22 protein-coding genes are annotated in these 19,906 nt (G+C 41.9%); all 22 read right to left on the bottom strand.

All coding sequences use genetic code 11. The annotated features are described in order from the left end of the window. Positions 1-247 precede the first annotated feature (247 nt). The gene (locus CES81_RS11915) at positions 248-1,414 is read right to left on the bottom strand and encodes a hypothetical protein (protein WP_089121955.1); all 1,167 of its coding nucleotides are present in this window, start codon (positions 1,412-1,414) and stop codon (positions 248-250) included. Next, positions 1,398-1,868, bottom strand: coding sequence for a helix-turn-helix domain-containing protein (locus CES81_RS11910; protein WP_089121954.1), 471 nt, complete (start codon positions 1,866-1,868; stop codon positions 1,398-1,400). Before CES81_RS11910 ends, CES81_RS11915 begins: the two co-directional genes overlap by 17 nt. A gap of 12 nt (positions 1,869-1,880) precedes the next feature. Next, positions 1,881-2,138, bottom strand: a complete 258-nt coding sequence (locus CES81_RS11905) for a hypothetical protein (RefSeq protein WP_089121953.1) — start codon at positions 2,136-2,138, stop codon at positions 1,881-1,883. 25 nt (positions 2,139-2,163) lie between these two features. Then, positions 2,164-2,523: a hypothetical protein gene (locus CES81_RS11900; protein ID WP_089121952.1), complete on the bottom strand. Its 360-nt coding sequence runs from the start codon at positions 2,521-2,523 to the stop codon at positions 2,164-2,166. 169 nt (positions 2,524-2,692) lie between these two features. Beyond that, positions 2,693-3,799, bottom strand: coding sequence for a GH25 family lysozyme (locus tag CES81_RS11895; RefSeq protein WP_089121951.1), 1,107 nt, complete (start codon positions 3,797-3,799; stop codon positions 2,693-2,695). Between the two features lie 3 nt (positions 3,800-3,802). Next, a complete protein-coding gene (locus CES81_RS11890; RefSeq protein ID WP_089121950.1) occupies positions 3,803-4,336 on the bottom strand; it encodes a hypothetical protein in 534 nt (177 codons plus the stop codon). Continuing rightward, positions 4,336-4,533, bottom strand: coding sequence for a hypothetical protein (locus tag CES81_RS11885; protein WP_089121949.1), 198 nt, complete (start codon positions 4,531-4,533; stop codon positions 4,336-4,338). Before CES81_RS11885 ends, CES81_RS11890 begins: the two co-directional genes overlap by 1 nt. Next, on the bottom strand, positions 4,514-4,843 hold the full coding sequence (locus CES81_RS11880) for a hypothetical protein (protein WP_089121948.1): 330 nt from the start codon (positions 4,841-4,843) through the stop codon (positions 4,514-4,516). Before CES81_RS11880 ends, CES81_RS11885 begins: the two co-directional genes overlap by 20 nt. Continuing rightward, positions 4,840-5,241: a hypothetical protein gene (locus CES81_RS11875; protein ID WP_089121947.1), complete on the bottom strand. Its 402-nt coding sequence runs from the start codon at positions 5,239-5,241 to the stop codon at positions 4,840-4,842. The genes CES81_RS11880 and CES81_RS11875 overlap by 4 nt, the downstream gene beginning before the upstream one ends. Before the next feature lie 57 nt (positions 5,242-5,298). Beyond that, the gene (locus CES81_RS11870; RefSeq protein ID WP_089121946.1) at positions 5,299-5,460 is read right to left on the bottom strand and encodes an XkdX family protein; all 162 of its coding nucleotides are present in this window, start codon (positions 5,458-5,460) and stop codon (positions 5,299-5,301) included. Beyond that, positions 5,460-5,846, bottom strand: a complete 387-nt coding sequence (locus tag CES81_RS11865; protein ID WP_089121945.1) for a hypothetical protein — start codon at positions 5,844-5,846, stop codon at positions 5,460-5,462. Before CES81_RS11865 ends, CES81_RS11870 begins: the two co-directional genes overlap by 1 nt. 18 nt (positions 5,847-5,864) lie before the next feature. Beyond that, positions 5,865-7,496: a collagen-like domain-containing protein gene (locus tag CES81_RS11860; protein WP_089121944.1), complete on the bottom strand. Its 1,632-nt coding sequence runs from the start codon at positions 7,494-7,496 to the stop codon at positions 5,865-5,867. A 15-nt stretch (positions 7,497-7,511) separates the two neighbouring features. Then, entirely contained in the window at positions 7,512-7,682 is a 171-nt protein-coding gene (locus CES81_RS13600; protein WP_180949809.1) for a hypothetical protein, read from the bottom strand. Further along, on the bottom strand, positions 7,666-10,485 hold the full coding sequence (locus CES81_RS11855; protein WP_089121943.1) for a hypothetical protein: 2,820 nt from the start codon (positions 10,483-10,485) through the stop codon (positions 7,666-7,668). Before CES81_RS11855 ends, CES81_RS13600 begins: the two co-directional genes overlap by 17 nt. Positions 10,486-10,497: 12 nt before the next feature. Next, positions 10,498-10,860, bottom strand: a complete 363-nt coding sequence (locus CES81_RS11850; protein ID WP_089121942.1) for a DUF6711 family protein — start codon at positions 10,858-10,860, stop codon at positions 10,498-10,500. A 13-nt stretch (positions 10,861-10,873) separates the two neighbouring features. Next, the gene (locus tag CES81_RS11845) at positions 10,874-17,200 is read right to left on the bottom strand and encodes a cell envelope integrity TolA family protein (protein WP_089121941.1); all 6,327 of its coding nucleotides are present in this window, start codon (positions 17,198-17,200) and stop codon (positions 10,874-10,876) included. Positions 17,201-17,202: 2 nt separating this feature from the next. Further along, positions 17,203-17,499, bottom strand: coding sequence for a hypothetical protein (locus tag CES81_RS11840; RefSeq protein WP_145993353.1), 297 nt, complete (start codon positions 17,497-17,499; stop codon positions 17,203-17,205). A 92-nt stretch (positions 17,500-17,591) separates the two neighbouring features. Further along, positions 17,592-18,008, bottom strand: a complete 417-nt coding sequence (locus CES81_RS11835; protein WP_089121939.1) for a DUF6096 family protein — start codon at positions 18,006-18,008, stop codon at positions 17,592-17,594. 71 nt (positions 18,009-18,079) lie between these two features. Then, positions 18,080-18,400, bottom strand: a complete 321-nt coding sequence (locus CES81_RS11830; protein ID WP_180949808.1) for an Ig-like domain-containing protein — start codon at positions 18,398-18,400, stop codon at positions 18,080-18,082. Then, the gene (locus tag CES81_RS11825; RefSeq protein WP_089121937.1) at positions 18,348-18,866 is read right to left on the bottom strand and encodes a phage tail tube protein; all 519 of its coding nucleotides are present in this window, start codon (positions 18,864-18,866) and stop codon (positions 18,348-18,350) included. Before CES81_RS11825 ends, CES81_RS11830 begins: the two co-directional genes overlap by 53 nt. Positions 18,867-18,878: 12 nt before the next feature. Beyond that, positions 18,879-19,250 (bottom strand): hypothetical protein, encoded by a 372-nt coding sequence (locus tag CES81_RS11820; RefSeq protein WP_089121936.1) that lies wholly within the window; start codon positions 19,248-19,250, stop codon positions 18,879-18,881. Beyond that, the gene (locus tag CES81_RS11815; RefSeq protein ID WP_089121935.1) at positions 19,243-19,788 is read right to left on the bottom strand and encodes a hypothetical protein; all 546 of its coding nucleotides are present in this window, start codon (positions 19,786-19,788) and stop codon (positions 19,243-19,245) included. Before CES81_RS11815 ends, CES81_RS11820 begins: the two co-directional genes overlap by 8 nt. Between the last annotated feature and the right edge of the window lie 118 nt (positions 19,789-19,906).

Genomic DNA, 19,906 nt, shown 5'->3' with positions numbered 1-19,906 from the left:
ATTTGTGGCCACATAAAATAGCGACGCGTCAATGATGCGTCAATCAACCTAGGCGGGTTTTACATAGTTTTAAAAACCAATTATTTCTCCTTTCGTAGTTATCTAACAACCGCATAAAAGGAGATACAGTAAATGAAATCAGTAAAATACATTGCTGATGGCAAACAGGTTCATACCATCATATACGGCCAGCTATATTGACTATCTCCACCATGCTCATCCATAGCTGGTGTCACATGATCACTTTTTACTCTTTTGGAATATATTTTTCTTCCGCGGCTTTGCGTGCCATAATTGCCTCATCAAGCGTGTTAAATGTCTCATGAAGTACCAGTTTGCCAGCAACCTTGAGCTGTGCGAGGTAACGATCACCATGTAGCTTGGTAGTCTTACGAGTGATACCACGATGACCGGTATTAGTTCTGGCGCGGCGTTTATATAAAAAGGTAGCAACCCCGTCAACTTTTTTATCTGCATACCCTTTTTGCAAGTATGGGTGTCTCCTACGGTCACCACACGTCACAGCTTTGCCAGTTGTGAGTTGGACAGTCTCGTATTCATGCGTGTTACCACAGTCACACTGGCACAACCACTTGTGCATATGTCTGCCCTTGGGGCTAACATAATCTTCAGCTGGTCTGATTGCGGTTAAATGACCAAACTTTTTACCAGTTAAGTTCTTACGTTTGCCCCACTTTCTTTCAAACTCAGCTTGAGTAAGCACGGGTTTAAAATATTTTTCTTCCATTAAATCTCTTTCTCTAACTGCGTCTACCAGGCGATCATACTTGCTTCCTTGTATTTTATGACGCCCAATGCCGATTTCTGCTTTATATTTAATCTTGCCGTCTTTGTCATGTAACATGTACACGCCTTTAGTACCAGTCTTGTTATTTTTAGAAATTTTACGGGTCAGAGTATCAATCACAGTACCATATTTTTTAGATTCTTCCCGTTCCCGTTCATGGTATTTTTTTAAATGGTCGGCTTGGTGCTGGCCACAGGTAGTAGCTCGGCCACGCCGCAGATTTTTACTGCTAACCACGACTTCATTGCCATCAAGATCACACTTACAAAGCCAATAACTTTCGGCTTTATAACGGGATTTAGCCTGGTTAAGGACGGTTAAATGTCCGAATTTTTGACCGGTTAAGTCAATCAGGCGGCCAGTCGTCCAGGTGTGCTCATCAGCTAGTCTTTGATAAGCAGCTAAAGCGTCATTAAAAGTGTCATACGTCTCGGTATAGGTATGATCTTGCATTCGCCTAACAGCCTTAAAAACAACTTCGCCACTTTTACGGCGGTGTACCTTGACACCTTTTACAATACTAACCCCCTTGCCTTTATCATTATACTTGACGTGCTTGACGAATTCTTCCACTTCTTCTGGAGTAGGATTATCTAACATCACCATCACCTAAAATCTCATTCCACATTGCTTTAAAGCTGTCACTAGTACCGTCAGTAAAAGAGTATTTAACAGATCCATCAGCAACTTTAATGTCGATAAAGTCGTTCTCATTTCCGCCCTGTACCAGCAAGCTGGTGCCATCTTTGACGGCCTGCTTAACCTGCTTAAGTGCCTGCTGCAGATTGATTGATGTAATACCGCCATCAGTGCTGTAGATACCGGCATTATCGCTATAGTCATTAATTCCGCCAGCCAGCTGATACAAATCGTCTAAGACTTGCGCTGGCGATTGCTCCATGATGTTAGCAATCATTTTAATGGTACTTACTTTAATATCATCAAAGTTGGCATTTACCTGCCGTTTGAGCGTTGAGCGTGTCAATCCAGCAGCCTCAGCAACTAAATTGGCATTAAGACGGTTCTTTTTAAAGTATTTATCTAAGATTGATTCAGTCAATTTAATTTCCCCCTAGTCTAATTCGTAAACGGCGTCTGCGGTGTCCCAGTCTTTAACCCATTCGTCGGCATCCTTGCCATCAGAATAGTTGTCCAGTACCCATTCAATTTCAAACATATCATCGGGGTTACCGTCCAATCGGTAGCCTTTACCACTAACCGTTTTAACTGTTCCGTTAACGCCAACTACTTTACTCTCACTGATCTCGTCATAAGCCGGTTCAGTAACTACATATTTGACGCCACCTACTGTTACAATTTGTTTTTCCATGATTGATTTCTCCTTCTATTTTTGATTAAGCAAACATTAATTTAACATCGTCGTCATAAACAACGTGTGCGTTGCCATTTGAAACGATCAAGTATTCACGTTTGCTGCCACGACCCCAGTTGTAAACGCCATCGGCTAATTCCCAGTGGCCGTTACCGCCATTGACGAATTCACGTTTGAAACCGTACCGCTTGTCTAAGCCAGTGATCCGTGCGCACCATGCAGGTTTGTGGTTGCTTGAAGCAACGTCAAGTACGAAAGTTGCTGGGATTGCGTAAACAATCTTGAGAGAAGCTGCGAAGTAATCTTTTGATGAGCCACCGAAACGAACAGCGCCAGCCTTTGCTAAAACCCATGCCTTTTTGAAAATTTCTGATTTACTCATTATCAAGATCTCCTTTGCTTTTTTATCCCTTACTTGATTACAAATACATTATAACCCCGTTCGTGCCTTTTTACAATACAAATGTGCCTTTTTTTAGTACAAATGTGCTTTTATTTTTAAACACAAAAAAAGCCTCCCAACCACAAAGGTCAGGAGGCTCTTATCGAGATTACTTAATCTTTTTAACAAACTTTTTATATGCTGTGCAATAAAATCCATTGTCTAGTTTGAGGATCCAGATATTCTTATACGGAATTACTTTTTTCACTGTAAATTCCGTACCCTTAGGCCAAACATTCTTTCTGAACCCCTTATGCGGAACAACTTTAGTTCGTTGCAAATCACGATATAGTTTGATCCGTTTAATAACTTTGATTTCTTTCAACGGAGTTTCATAGTACGCATTGGTCACCATACTGCGATTTGCTGTGATGTAAGTACCGTTGGCTAGTTCAAAATAAGGAATGATTCCAGCTTTATCAAAGTAAACCTTGGCAATATCCACAGGAATTCCAGCAGGTAACTTTAATCCATGATTGGACTTACTCTTTAATGAGGCAGTCTTATGCTGATAAATCGTGGAAGTCGTAATGATTCTGCCAGGATTGTAGCAGAAATAGTATTCGTGAACGTTATCCTTGGTAATCTTTTTAGGCTTATCAGTAACTTCTTTCTTAGTCGTATATTCACCACCATAATCTAACGAACCATCCACACCCAAACCATGCCAGTTGTCAGTATATTGCCAGGCTTTCGCACCAGCAACACCAGAGCCAGAACTGCCGTATGCTGCAGGCCATCCGGCCAGATTGAAATGTGTGCCAATCTTCAAACGACCGGCCCAGAACCAGCTTCCTGGACCATAAATATCGAAGTGCTTAAAGCCTTTCCGTTTCAAAGCATTATAGAAAATAGCAGCATCAGCAGATGCATCATGACGCAATACCGGGTCTTCAGCATCAAGCACCATTAAAGTATCTTTGCCACACCCCCACGCTCTGGCCGTGTTTGCCATCAGGTTAGCTTCATTGACTGGATCATTGGCACCGTATCGCAAGCTATTGAACTTAGCATAATGATATACAGCTACTTTTAAACCAGCCTTGCGAGCGTTAGCAACCTGTGCTCTACCGCTCTGAGAAACATACGGTGTTCCACCATAGCCACCCTCAGAGGTCTTGATCACAACGCCTTTAGCACCACGGCGCTTCTTATCAAGAAAGTATGCGTAGCTGGATGGCTGGTAAGATGATACATCAATAAAATAGTGTGCCATGTGCTACGCCTTCTTTGTCAGAGTAATTTCACCATTATCGTTAGTGCTGATTGTGTATTGCTGACCATTAAGCTCAATCAAATCACCATCGTCTAACTGAACAGCTGGCGGATTTTCCGCATCCATCTTCTCTGCTGTGGAAGTAATCTGTTTAACCAGCTGTGCTTGCTCGTTGGCTTTCACTGACTTATTAACTCCATAGTTAAGCTGGTAGGCTTCTTCTACATAATCTTTAGCTTTATTGCTATCCAAATCTACATCAAAGTCTTTAGCTAACTCAATTAGCTTCTTAACCGCTAGTTCTTTTTGCTCACTACCTGAATAACTTGAATGCTGCACGGCCGTTACTTGGGTCTGAGCTTCAGCTTTAATCCGTTCAAGTAAGTCATTATCAGCTTTCGTCTTGGTGTGATCAGCAATATTTTCCAATAAACCAAAGATAGACTTACGATTGTTAATCAACACAGCCACTAGCAGGGTGAATCCCCCGCCAGTTAACCAAGTGATAACGTCTGTTACATACTTAGTCCAAGCCATTATTTAGCAGCCTCCTTAGATGGATTAATAACGACCGTAGGGTTAGCTTCTGGCTTGACTTCCACAGAGGTAGCACCGTTGATAATATCCTTTACATCAGCTTGAAATTCAGCCGGAACATCTTTAATATCCTTGCCACCATCTAACACATTGCTTGCCATCAAAATAACTGCAGTACTATAGTTTTTCGTTAACATCTTTATCTAACTCCTTCGTATTGTTAGTAATAGATACCTTTAGTTCATTGACACTTTTGGTCAGTTCATCAATGATTTTCGATTGGTTCTTAATCGTTTCCGATTGCTTGCTGACTTCTTCCTGCAAGTTCATGACCCGCTCTTTAAGCTCATCACGTTCCTGGGTGATTTTGTCGAGCCTATCCAACCACATCGGCATCCGGTCAGCATAGATATCCTCACGCTTAGTGGAATCATTTAAGGAAGTTGCCCACCAAGTCCCTAGCCCACCGATCAGTGCAGTGATGACATATCGCAAAATTTCATTCACAACTTGTCACCCCACAATGCTTCCGCAAACAAACGGATCAAAATAAAGCCAACTAAAAAAGTCCCAAAGCCGATTGGCCCAGGACGCGATAAATCGTGGTAAAAAAATGCTACAAAATAAATAGACCAAATGGATGACATCATAACGAGGCTTATCCGTTTAGCTTTAAACCGGTTAATGTCCCAGCAACCAGTAATAATTGCCAGCATTCCCACACAAACTAACATGATTGCCATACCTGGATCTTGGGCATGCATAACGATATGTGCCATTTCAGCTTTGCGATAATAATGAGAGGGATTAAAAATATGCTGTACGTAAATGATATAAGCACCTAACATTAGGGTTTCCAAACCGGATATAACGAGAAAATGATTTCGCTTAAAATTTCGCCACATTGTTTTACCACCTCCTTTTTTCTGTATTTAAAAACGCCACTGAATTAATCAGTGACGCTAAGCTGTTGGTGATGCTGTGGAAGTAGCTTGATAATCATCACCAGTGATTGTCTTGTAATCATCAGCGGTGATTCCTTGTGGCAAACCAACTAATTGTTTCAAACCATCTTCATCAATCGTTTTCCAGTCTTGGTATGCCCACTTATAAATTTGTACCATTATGCTTTCTCCTTAGCCTGTGTTGGTTTAGCAGCACTGTTCATAGCGTTAGCCATTGCCATCGTGGTAATAGCTTGTTGTACTTGATTTAAGCTTTTAGCATCTTGAGTTTGTTGCTGTGCAATAGTTGTAGTTGATTCAGTTACTTTCTTATTGGTTGCTAATAAGTCTTGATACTTTTTGTTTAAATCCGTCAGAGACAAATCTGGTAAGTTGCCAGGATTTAACAAAGCCTTTTTGTCAGTATCATAACGAAATTTGTTAGGCCATTGAGCGAATTGCATAATCCATGAATCCAACAAATAGATTTTAGTGAATCCATCAGCCTCAGTATTTTGATATTCAGTGATGAATCCATTTTCGTCATACTTTACATAGATAAACATTTAATAACCTTCTTTATATTAATTTCGTTCGTGCCATGGAATGATAGTTTGAATATTACCATTTCCATCCGTACCGGTTATTGCTTGATAATTTTTTCCCAGTATAGATGTAACGTCTAAAATTTGTGAAGCCCATTTTGGCACACCATTCGAAGCCAAGTCACCATTGTAGTGTAGAGGCGTAACAGTCAGTAAAAAAGATATGTTTACTGGTGAATTTTTAAAACTAGCAGCAACACTATCATCACTACATGAATATCTTGCTACATACGGTTTACCAAATATATGAAACAAATCAGTACCAGTTGTTTGTAGTGGCTGAATTATACCAGTAAGGTACGGATTTCCATTTTTATCCGTTGGGTCTTGGTCAAACTTATTCGTACCTTTAAACTCGTTCTTATCAGTTAAACTCGCTTTTGAGCTTAGTCCATTATTCAAGTCAGTTAAACTAACGTCACCGGTATCACCTTTATCGCCCTTTTCACCTTGTGGGCCAGCAGGCCCGGTATCACCTTTATCACCTTTTAGAGACGCCAGCCAATCAGTCTCACTACCTTTAAAACCATTGGCGACAGCCTGTGTATATGCTGAATCACCTTTTTCACCTTGCAGACCTTGAATACCCTGATCACCTTTGTCGCCTTTATCACCTTTCAGTGAAGCAATCCATTCATCTTGCGTGCCTTTAAAGCCACCAGTCACAGCTGCTGCATAAGCTGAATCACCAGTGTCACCTTTAGGGCCTTGAGGGCCAGTTGGCCCAGTCGTACCAGTATCACCTTTAATACCTTGGATTCCTTGGTCGCCCTTATCGCCTTTATCGCCTTTAAAGTCGCCTAAATTGATCCATTTGCCATTCGTGTACGAATACAATGTCGTACCAACAAAGCAAAATGAGCCTTCATCAGCTATCGCTGGCAGTGAAGCTTCTTTTCCCAGCATTCGCATACTCAAACCAGGGTCGCCTTTATCGCCTTTAATGCCCTGTGGACCAACAATATTGGCAAAGAACGTAAACCCGTCGCCGTTATAGAAATAAACTTTTCCACGATCACCATCAGTCGAATTTATTAGTACGAAATCGCCTTGGATCACATCATCAGCTGAATCATCATAGGCATTCATGTCAGCCACAGAATCAAAGGTTTTAACAAACATTGGTCGGTAGCTCATACCACTGTCACCCCCTTCGTCTTTATTGTCTCCAGTGCCAGTACCACCGTCCTCACTTGCTGACTTGTGGAACTTTGGAATGTCAGTCGGGGCAATCGTGAGATTGTAAGTTGCAGCGGTGTTAATATCCATTGGCTCTAGTTGAATCTGGAATGGACCAGTGAAAGTAATGTACATGCCATCGGGATAAACCAGCTTCCAGTCATAATCTGTGTGGTTGCCAGCCAAACTGTAAATTGTATTCCAGTCAGGGCCTTTATAGACCACGGTAAACGCTAGCATTGGTACGTTTCCCATACCCATTGCGTAGCGCTGGTTAACATCATCTAGGTTGGTGATTTCAATTTGCTGTGGCGTTGCACCAATTTCAGGCGTGGTCTTAACGTTGGCCACTTCTTTAAAAGCCACTGCTCCGTGACTTGCGTAGTAGAGCCGAGTTCCGGTCGCAACTAGCCCCTGTGATGAACTTGTCATCCAATCACCTCTATTCTATTTATTATCTGGTTCATACTTATCCTTTAGCTGTTTAACTTCAGTCTGTAATTGGCTTGCTAGTACCGTCAAACGAGCATTTTGTTGTAGTAATCGACCAATTTCACTTCCTGAATTAGTGCTTAATTGTCCGATAACTAAATCTTTTTCATCAGTTTGATTGTTCATCTTGATAGCCCTCCGATAGTGCAATTTGCTTAACATCTATATTAGTTTTAACCAGTCTATCTTTCTCATACCCACGGCGCTTAGCTTTAAGCTCCCACACGAAAGGTGTGTCAGGTTGGTCAGATTGAACAGTAAAACTATCCTGATTACGTTGTTCCACCCACACATGAGCTGAGCTATAAGATTGGACGAAAACTTGATATGGCACTGCAGTATTAACAACATCGCCAAATAATATTTCAATTGGAATTTCTGCTTGGCCATTCTTATCCGTATTTGCTTCACCCATGTCACCTAAATAGCTTTCGGCCATTTCATAAGCAGGTGTTGCTCTGACACCATCACGTGTGACATATACGGCATTTTTAGTACCAGTTACGCTAAAATCGCCATTTATTGTTATCCCATCATCATTGAGAATTAAACTGCCGTTATTACGTGATAAAGTTATACCTTTATCTTCGTCAATCTCTATCACACCGCCATCAGCTGAACTTTCCAGGGGAATATTACGAATTGAAATATTCGCTCCCCAGGTTAAAAGCTGTACAAGATTTTGTTCAATTTGAAGTGAATTATAATAATGGGTTTTTGCATCGGTTTCATCTGTTACTTCATTGCTGCTGAGCATGACACCGTCTGGATTTGCTTCAATAGAACCACCCGTACCAATTAAATAGTCGCCATCAATTGATTTTTGAGCACTCATAATAACACCGGTATTTGAACGTATCATAATTGGATTTGCAGCAATCCAAGGGAAATCCCACGCATCAGTTGTAGCCATCATTTTACCTAAACTGATTTTCCCTGTGGCAGTTTGTGTACCTTTCAAAAGATATCTGATTTCACCATCATCAATATCAACTAAATTACCTTTACTATCTGTCGAATCAAACTGACCATTATCAAGATTTAATTTCATGTTTGGCCCTGATAACGTACCTGCCACAATATTATTAGCATTCAGATTAGTTACCCCAATTTTGCTGGCATCTAACGAACCAGTCGAAATATTACTGGCGTTCAAGTGAATGATATCTACAGTACTAGCATCAATCGTTCCTGCAGTTATTTTACTGGCATTTAAATTGGTAATAGCTGAGTCTGGAATGAATGTTTTACCTGAGAAAGTAACTGTGGGAGCGTCCAACAGTATCTTGCCAGACTGAATCAAAACTTGATTAGCTTCAGCATTGATCTGACTGATAACATCCCCACTTTTAACCCGTAAGTTAATATCGCTGTTGAGTTGACTTACTGTGGTATTAAATTTATCAGTACCCAACTTTAATTGAAGATCTTGGTTGTTATTCTTAGCTAGTGTATTAGCAGCATCCGCAACTGCCCTAGCATTCTTAATATCCTGCTGAGCCTGGTCAACTTCATCAGCAATTTGTTTACCTGTCAAATCGCCAACCATGCTGACCCACCGGTTATTGGTATAAATATAAAGCTCGGTCTTATCACCATTCGGCTTGTACCACAGATCACCCTCGTGTGGATTAATTGGATCACTCACGGTGTAGAAAGTGTAAGTACCAACCGCATTCATTTGCTGATTGATTTGCTTAATCGTTTGAGTAAGCGTGCCATGATAGTCCCAGTTGGTACCCGAAACAACGGTTTCACCGGTGCTAGAAACAGCACTCAGGCCACCGTCAAACGTCAGCACGTAGCTATTATTTGGAACCGTAAACTTATTGCCCTGAGTATCAGATATTTCCAGCCAATCGCCAGCTTCCACAGCCGGACTACCAAACCAATTAAGTGTGTAGGGATAATACTGAATAGGCTGAATAGTTTTCCATATCTGATTTAAGATATCCTGTGTCATTAGATTGTTTTGTAGATTAATCACTGAACCAGTCGTAGCACCAGCTTGCAAGGTAACTGTTTGGTCTGTTGCTGAACTATCTACGGTGTCCGTAGCTGAACCGTCATCAGTCGAACTACTGTCTGAATCGCTGGGGTTAGTATCATCCGTGTCATTGTCATCTGAATCAGTCTCATCAATTCCTGATGTATTATCAGTATCTGTCGAAGTATTATCATCACTATCTTGCTCTGTAGCTGAATACTCGATTGAATTGTCCTGAGTAATCATAATACCAGTGACTGTATAGGGATTTTCATTCTTAGTCAGCCCTTGAAACTCATAATTATCAGGACCCACAGCATAGGTAGAACCAACGATATCTCGTAAACATAACTGTCCGTTCCGGTCAAAAGTCGCATATCCCGGAATCATCATGACCAACCAACCTAGCACTGTCCGATAAGGCTGATTAGTTGGTATCTTACTTAAGCCAATCGTAGGTAGCTTACTGAAACTGTCCTGATTTATTGACACACCAGCTTGGTTAGCAATGTCTAAAGCCATATCAGCAAGTGTCGTTGGCAAAGTAACCTTAGCGGTGTATACGCCATTCAACATACACATTGCATCATCAGCAGTGATTTCAGTCGTTTTATTGTTACGATCCATCGTGATTTCATCATCCACATAAAAAACGCCAAGTGGTGCATATTCATAGGTGCCATTAGGCAATTTAGCTCCGATTGAAACCGTAACTTCATCTTTCGCTTTGATATCTTCCACGAGATTAGCAAAGGTTATCTTTACGGAGTTTTCGTAGGTTGAACCGATACCCATTGATTCACCGGTCATAGCAGCAGAATCGTATTCAACTGATGTTAAATCATCTGCGGTGTAATCCTTACCCGCAACCGTTGCTTTAATTGAAAGCGTCCGACTATCACTGTTAAAGACCTGATTAAAAGCATCTGATTGCTTTAACAATCTCTCACCTCCCTACTGCTCAATAATGTCAAAACTGAGTCCTGACCAGGCATAGTTTTTAAACTGGTCATTCCACGAATAAGAAGGTGAAGTTCTATCACCAACGTAGAACGTTTTAGTTAGCATTCCACCAGCTTGAGCATCAATATAAGTTGCTTTAAAAAAAGGATCCTTAACCGCTGTCAGAATTGTTGAAATCTGATCATTGGATAAAGGTCCCCATTCAATCGTTAATTTAATTTTAGATGTGATCCGGTCACGTACCATATTCCCACTGGCATTCCGTGTTGTTTTCCCGTCAATATCTTGTACAACCCACGAATACGTTTTGGGTGTGGGCATGGTGGCCCCGTTGACTGCAAAATAATAACTCACCTAACTTTCCTCCTTACAGATTAAGCATATTACGACCATTCTTGCGGTTTACAGCATTAATACCTTTGATTGCGTGCTTACCTAGGCTTTCATCACCAATCTTGACCGTGATTTCGACTGGCTGACCGCTGGCACTAGCACTCTGTACACCGGAGTTTTGTTGTAATGCCATCGTGATGGCATTAACTAAAGCTTCTTGCATACCAGATACACCATCGCCTTGAACACCAACGTCTGAATTGCCTTGGCTTGTGGATGGCGTCATAGAGACTGGCAATTGCGTCTGTGTCATGGCTTTAGGCATTGTCACTCCTGAGCCAGCGTAACCCATCCGTTGCAGTGATTCGGCAATGTAGCCAAGAGCTAATTTAGGCTTGCTCAATGGCAAAATCATTTCTGGTCGGCCATTTTCGGCCAACGGATAATCATCTGGTTCAGTAACTAAACCGCCTAACTCATGACCACGATGCTTTTTATGCTTCTTATGGTGCTTTGAACGATTGTCATCAGACAGCTCTTTGAGCCAACCACTGGCAGTACGTGCAGCCTCACTCTTGCCACGCTCAATTGCTTTTCTAGCTTTTTCCTCAGCTTCACGAGCTTTACGAGCAGCTTCTTCTGCTGCTTTCTTAGCAGCTGCCACAGCCCGCTTGTATGCGTCTTCAGCAGCCTTAATGATCGAACGAATTTTAGCCATCTGCTTATCAGCGAATGAACGTAAAGCCTTGCCGATATTCGAAGTGGCACCTTTACGTACCAAAGAATTAGCACTATGTCCAAGCGTAGCGCCTAGTGAATTAGAGTAACCAAAGAAGTCAGCGTTACGAGTGAAGTCATTAATAATTGTCTTAGGATGGTTGGCATCCCACAAAACGTTTCCTTCAATACCTTTTAACAGTCCTTTAACTTTACGGCCAATTGCATTAGATACCGCTGACAACACCGGTCCAAATTTCAAAACATGATTTGATTTACCAGTTGGTAAGTTAAACGTCCAAGTATTACCGCTAACACCATAAGCATAGTGTGGAAGTTGATTATAAATGTCTTTCTCAGTGTCCACAGCAGACTTGATCTTGGTACCGTATGGTAAGTCTGTAATTAAGTTCCGCTTCTTAGGAAACAGTCCCTGTTTACCATTTGGCAGTTCGTAGGATTCCTGATAAGTATCATCATCCGCATCGTTAACCAGTGCTAATCCACCTTGGTGAACACCACCAGTAGCAAAATGCGGAACTCTCCAGTGATGCATATCACCAGCACGACCAGAAGCCCCAACATGACGCAAGATCCATTTCAAACCATCAATAACACCATTTACGGCATCACCAATTGTTCCCACAATAGCATTTGCAATTGAACGTCCTGCGCTCTTAACACCACCAACGCCATCACGTATGCCTTTAGCAATGTTTTTGCCCAAGCTCTTGGCACGCTTTTCTAGAGCTGTAAAAGCTTTAGAGGCTTTACTGTGGACAGCCGTATAAATCGTTTTGCTGGCAGACTCCATTGAACCTTTGCCATTTCTAACATGCGTTTTGATATATGATCCAATACTTTTGGCTTTGCCACGTACTGATTTAAATGCATCTTTGGCCTTGCCAGATACCCACGATCTGATGTTGGAACTAGCTTGAGTCATATGACCTTTACCAGCATTAACTTTATCGTGAATATACTTGCCAATTGAACTTGCACGACTACGAACCGTCTTAAAGGCATCTTTTGCTTTACCAGATACCCATGCCTTGATGTTTGAACTGGCCTTAGTCATATGTGACTTGCCGTCATTTACACGATCATGGATATACTTGCCAATACCTTTAGCTTTATCACGCACAGATTTAAAGGCGTTCTTAGCTTTACTGGATACCCATTCATGAATGTTAGAACTAGCCTGAGTTAAATGGCCCTTGCCTTTATTTACAAAACTACTGATATCTTTGCCTAACGTTCTGGCCTTACTAGAAACTGCTTTAAAAGCATTTTTAGATTTTTCTGAAATCCAACTATGAATATTAGAACCGGCCTTGGTTAAATGATTCTTGCCGTTAGTAACAAAGCTTCCAATATCTTTACCGATAGTTTTGGCTTTTCTAGAAACAGTCTTAAAGGCATCTTTAGCCTTAGATGACAGCCAACTGTGGATATTGGAACTAGATTTAGAGAATTCCTTTTTATGGGAACTTATAAATCCGCCAATGTCTTTACCAAGTGTTCTAGCTTTAGACTTTACTGAGTCAAAAGCCGTATGGGATTTCTCAGATAACCACTTATGGATATTTGAACCAGCAGTAGATAAAGCTTTATGACTTTTTGAAACTGCATTATTAATTCCAGAGCCAATACCTTTAGCCCAGTTAACAGCGTTCTTAAGACGTGCAGCGCCCCATTTAGTGATTTCTCTACCAGTCTTAGTATCTTTCATAAACCATCTGGCAATACTGCCCACTGGATTTATGATAAATTCTCCAATATGTGACCAATTTTTCTTTAGCCACTTAATTGCATCACCAAGTTTGTTAGAAATTGATTTGCCAATATTATTACAAAAATCACGGAACTTCTTATCGTGCTTGTACAACAGAACCAGTCCAGCAACAACTGCAGCAATCGCTGAAGCAATCAATACAAATGGATTGATATCCATGACAGCATTCAACGCTGCTTGACCTGCAGCAGCCAGCTTACTCCAGATTGACCAATCTTTGATACCTTTTACAAAATCAACTATGACAACAGCACCTGTCTTAAGTTTTGACCAGCCAAGGCCGGCTAAATCACCAGCCCACTTTGCACCGTCTTTTAACTTAGACCACGCAGCACCAGCAAACGTTTTAGCATGACTAGCACCGTCTTTAAGATTGCCCCACTTAAGGCCAGCCATATCACCCAAGCTGTCTTTAGCAGCTTTAAGCTTGTCTAGCCCAGTAATCTTATTGAAGATATCCTTGAAAATAGTACCGGCACCCTTAATTTTTCCTAGGCTGCCATTCATTTTTTCAAGTAAACCAATACCTTTAGTTAATCCACCGGTTGCAACTCTAAACGCAAATATTCCGGCCAGTACTTTAGCGAAGTCTCTCACTGTACTTTGATGTTTGTTGATCCAATTAGCTAAGCCATTTAATAACTTAGTAATCAGCTGTAAAGCACCGATACCTTTGCCACCGGTATAACCAGCAAATGGTTTTAAGAAGGTGTTGAATAGTGACTTAGCTAATGGTGCTAAGGCTTTTAGCACTGCATTAACAACTTTAATTGCTGCAGAAAGTAATTTGAAGAAGTTCGGTAATGCTTTAGTGATAGTGAACTTAGCCAATGGTAGCAAAACGTTCTTGTAGCCCCAGTCCAGTGCATTCCAAATCGTCTTGTTTAATCCACGGAGAGAGGTGAACAATGACTTGATGGACTCCAGTAAAGGTCTGAAATCAAGATGTTTGGCAAAGGTGACTGTGGCAGTACTCATATCCTTGATACGTGACAACACATCATTAGCAGCACCTAGAATGGTGTGGAAGATGCTTTGTCCAAGCTTGCCACTGTCCCACGCTTTTCTGAACTGTCCAGCGAGAGCACCGATTACTTTACCAACGTTAGTAGCAATCTTCAGGATATTGTTGAAGATCTTTGTACCAACTCCACCTTCAGCCCAAGCCTTACGAAATGAATTAACAAATGAATCAGCTAATTTAACGATCTGGTCAAATGCGTGTAGCCAAGCACTGAATAGCTTCGTACCAGTATTGCCTTCCGTCCACGCTTTGCGGAACGAGTTAGCAATGGTAATGATCATCCGATTAACATCTGTAAACAACCTAAGCAGATCAGAAGCAATCTTGCGACCAGTGCCACCGTCATTCCAAGCTTTACGGAACGACTTGCCAATCTCAATCAAGACTTTCAAAATAGCGTCCAAGGCATTAAAAATTGACCTGATGTACTTAGTGCCTGCACCGTGGTCTTCCCATGCTTGAGCAAACGCTTTAGCAACATCACCAATGATGCCTAGAACTGTTTTTAACAGCCTCAGGATATCGGTGAGCACTCTCACACCAGTTTTACTGTCCCAGACTTTCATGAAGGATCTGCCTATATCACCAAGTAAACGTTCAATTTCTTTCAACGCATACTTAGCTTCTTTGACAACACCAGCGCCTTCTTTGTCCCAAGCTTCTTTCATTGGCTTGAACAAATCAGCAAGAATCTGCTTAAGTTTTCTTGCAGCCGCTGCAGCTCCCGCAAAGGCTTCCATCGGTTTAGCAAATGCTTTATCGGTTCCATCCGGTTGATAATCATCTAAACTCTCAGCACTTTTCGTTGGCTTAGGTGTGTAATGCTTCAATGGTTCGGGGGTATACCGTTTTAGTGGCTCTGGCGTAAAATCAGATTGCTTAGTAGCTTGTGGATGAAAGGTTTCAAGTGCCTTCTGCTTAGCTTTTTTTGGTGTGTAATCGGGGATATCTTTACTAACATTCAATGTGTTGATTTCATCAAAGCCCATTAAAGAGTTTTTGTAATCAGCATATTTCTTCTTTAATTCCTCAATTCGTTTCTTTTGCGCTTCATTTTGTTTGGCAACATCAGCAGCAACTCGCTTGTTAGAAGCCCGGATCTTCTCGTTAGCATCTTCCACAGCTTGTCGCCGTCTAGCATTTGATGCACGGATATCAGCATTCTCATCCTGAATCGATTTTCGTCTGGCAGCATTGCGTTTCTTGATCGCATCGTTTTCTTTTTGAACTGCTGCTTGCATGGCTTTGTTGTGAGCGGTGATGGCTGCATTTTCTTTAGCCACTGCTTGCTGCATTGCCCGATTGTGGGCAGTGATTGCTGCATTATGTTTCTGTAATTCTTTAGTGGCTTTACTAGTAGCTTTCGAAGTGTCGCCCATTGCCTTAGTCTGCTTGTACATATTAGCAGCACCAGCACGGGCAGCACCGTTACTCATACCAAACAAAGCAGCACTAAACTGTGCTAACCAACCAGTAGCTTTAGCCAATGCACTCATGAATTCATCTAGCCAAGGAATAATAGCGGTATATAAAGGATAAAAGGCTGTCATTAGATTAGCTTTGACGGCGTTCAAACTTGCATTAAACTGCCGGTCAGTTTTAGCAGCATTAAGTAAACCTTCAGAGAATTTTTGCATAGCTTCAAAGCCAATTCCCCAGACAATGAATTGTGCTGGCAATGACTTTAAACCAAACGATAATTGACGCAATGATGATTCTGATCTATGTGTACTGTTGCTAAGACGGTTCATCGAGTGTGAACCACGACTGCCAACCTCAGCTAAACGAGAAATCAAACCCCCTGATTCACCACGCAGTTGCCTAAACTGTCGAGAGAGTCGAGATAAACCACTGAAACGGCCAATTGAACTGAGTACGCTTCGCATACGACTGCCAACTGAACGAAATTCATTGCCTAAGCGAGCAAAGTTTTCTCGTAAACTACGAGTTTGTCTGCCTTCAGACTCAAGACCTGTATCAACTCGTTCACTAGCACCGGCTAACTCCTTAGAACGGTCTTGTAAACGTCCATACTGTTCGTTTAAAGCATCACTAGTAGCAATGAGCTTGTTCATCGAAGCTCGTTCTTTGTTGATACGCTCTGCAATAGCACGTGACTTATCGGTTGGTACTGAAGGCTCAGCATCAAAACCCTTATTAGGGTCTAGTGCATAAGCATCTTTTTCAGCTACCTCTAAGCCTTTAATTTTTCTTCGAATAGCTTCAATCTTAACTTCGTTTTCATCCATGCCATCGGCAATCCGATGCAACGTCCCAGGCAACTCTTTTGCTTCATTATTAAGCTCTTGTGCTAAGGCTTTAGCTTGGTTTTGATAACGTACCATGCGAGCTTGTGCACTGGCAGCTTGTTCATCATACCGTGAAGCTTGTTTGTTATCGCCAGCATCTAAGCTGTCAGACTTCATACCACGCAAATTCATCATCCGCTCTTGAGCAGCACGGGCTTGATCCATCTTACTGTCAATATCGGCAACCATGGAATCCACACTCTTCATGGTGTCGGTTCGCATCTTACCCATATTGCCAGTCATGGATTTAGCAGCCTTTTCAGCACCACCATTGATGATGGTGTTGAACTTATCCATCATGCCTTTAGTCTTATCGTTTAGCTCGCTTAACTGTTCAGACATTTTCTTCGAACCACCAGCTACGCTCATACTGTCTTCAGCTTTTTCAGAGCCAGATTTAGCCGTACCGCTGATACGGTCAAAAACGTTTGAGAACTTATGCTGTAACGCATCAAGCTTAGGCTGAATCCGCTCAGTATTCATATCAAAAATAACTTGCAAAGTTTCAAGATCCATCGCTATTCACCTCCCTGTTTAGTTTTTCTTGCATTACGCGTGTTGCGAATCATTTCTGCTTGCTTCATAAATTCAGCCTGATCCTTTTTCCACTCTGGAACTGGTTCTGTCGACTGTGCTTCCGGTTCATCAGCTTCCACATCAATGCCGTACATCTTCTTAATATCCGGCATCTTGTTAGGCTCATTGACCGCAAAAGCCATCAGTTCAGAAAGCTTATGATCCATAATGGCTCGTTCTTTAAGCTGGTCATATTTTCGTTGATTGTTGGCTTTAGATTGAGCAATTATCTCGTTCATATCCATACTCCAGTAACGCTCAACCGAAATACCAGCTCTCAGAGCCAGCGGCTGCATATCAATCAGCATTTCGGAAACGGTATCGTACTGTTTTACAGGCTCTTGTCCTCGTCCGCTGGTTCGTCCGCTACTGGTGCGTCTAACGTCATTTGTTCGTTGTCCGTTTCCTTGCTGTCCGCTTTCTTGTTGCCAAAAAAACCTGAACTTTCAAACAGATCAGTCAACTTCATGAATAGGTCCATTGGTGACTTGCCTTGGTCGATGTATTCGTTAAAAGCATCAATCATATCAGCATCGCTGATACCATGTTTCGTGTTGGCACCTTGCAAAACAATTAAGATTTCATGGGTTGGTGGCATTTGCATACCGCCATCCGCATTCATAAAGAGCGCCATAACGGACTTGCCTAAGCGTTTTTCAATGTTTAAGATTGCACGACCGTCAAGCTTTAAATCTAGTGATAAGTTACCTAGTTGAAGTTGTGTAGTTGTAGCTTTTTTTACTGCCATATTTTTAATTTCCTCCATAATAAAAAGCCGCCTCTCTCGATACTGTGGATTTCATAGGCGACTTAAATGTTTTATTGTTGTGCTGGTGCTGCAGCAGTTACGGTAATTGCTGATGTTGCAGTCTTGCCACCGGAAGTTACGGTAATCGTTGCTGTACCGGCTTTAACGGCTGTGACTGTACCATCGTTTGCAACAGTTGCTACTGTAGCATCACTAGAAGTGAATGCTGGTGTAGCATCAGTTGCATTGTTTGGTGTTACTGTGACGTTTAGCTTAACTGTTTTACCAACTTCCACGGAAGCAGTCGTCTGGTCTAAGCTAACGCCAGTGACTGGGATGTTAGTTGGTTCCACTACTCGCAGCTGGCGTACCAGTTGAAGGTGAGTCAGCAAAATTAGGACCATCAGAAATGGTAACAGTTAACGTGTAAGTCAAAGCACCGTTAACAGCCACATCACCAAACTGAATGGTAAATGAACCAGTAAACGTAGAAGTCATACCATCTGGATAAGTAACACGCCAGTTATATTGCTTCCGGTCACCAGACTTAGCGTGAACAGAATTCCATGACGGACCTTTGTATTGAACAGAGAAGGCAGCAGAAGTAGCAGCTTCAATACCTTCAAGCTGTTTAGTTTGAGTATCGCCTAAAGTGGTGACATCAACTTCCTGTGGTGCACCGCCCAAGGCTGGAATGGTCTTTACATCGGCCACTTCTTGGTAATCGGTTGAACCTGGTTCAGCCATTTCCAGCTTAGTGCCCGTGGCAATCAAACCATGAGTTGAATCAACATCGGTATCAGTGTTAGCTGGATCCGCAAAGCGTTGCAGATTCAATAAATCTGAATATAATAGCATGTATTTTTCCTCCTATTGTGCCTGATAGACACGTCTTGATGTATTGTCAATCACGCCTGTTAGCGTGATGATTGAACGATTAAATCCGGCTTGATTGGCTTGCTGCACAGTAGCAACAAAACCAATGTTGGCAAATTTAACAGTAATCTCATCCACAATTGCTGTTAAACTGCCCTGTTGCTTAAACACGTCAACGGTAACTGTCCATGACGTATCGGTTTCTTCGTTATCAGCATTACGATTAAATGTCTTGCGAACTGTTGAATAGACTGCCATTGGGAACACGGTAATTTCATCGGGATAGTTCGGTTCAACATCTTTTAACTCACTTATTGAGTTAAGAATGCTGTTAACGTCACGACTCAAGTTATATATATCAACCAAGCTTTCCCAACTCCTTTACAATGTGCTCCTTGATAATCTTTGGCCCTTGTTCACCGGCATCTTCAATCGCTGGTACCAAGAACTGTCGAGCTGGCTGACCATTGGTGCGATAGAACTTTTTGCCATTGATTTTAATCTCTGGCATGCCATATATCGCATGCAAATCAGTATCAACTTTGTCGGCTGGTATGAACCAAGGGTGCTGAGTGTAAACGGGGTGAACATCATCAGGTAAATTCTTAGGTGATTCCTGACCAACTAAACCAGTCCCTAACTCACGATATGTTGCGACTGGATTATCTGACCACAAACGACCAATCACATGGCCATCTGTGTCTTCCATCACTTCATACTTAAGCGAACTGGATAATTCGCCTGAACTATGTTTGGTCGAGGATTGCAGCTCTCTGACTGCTTCTTCATCCGCAACCTGCACAATGTCAAAGTTGGCATCCCATAAAGCGTTATTAAGCGATTTAGGCATGACTTCAAGTTTGTGCATCAGTTGGTCAGCACCTTTGATGACAATATCAGCCATCGTTTCTCACCTTCTCAGCAATGATGACGGTATGACTGGCATATGTGCTGATGGAATTGATCTTATAATCAGGTTCACCATCTGTGGGTGCAAACAAAAAGAGGCCCGCATCTTCATC

Source organism: Secundilactobacillus pentosiphilus, from assembly GCF_002217985.1.
In the GTDB taxonomy this organism is placed as follows: Bacteria; Bacillota; Bacilli; order Lactobacillales; family Lactobacillaceae; genus Secundilactobacillus; species Secundilactobacillus pentosiphilus.
The sequence above is the reverse complement of the archived record's forward strand: the minus strand, read 5'-3'. Positions and strand labels throughout refer to the sequence as shown.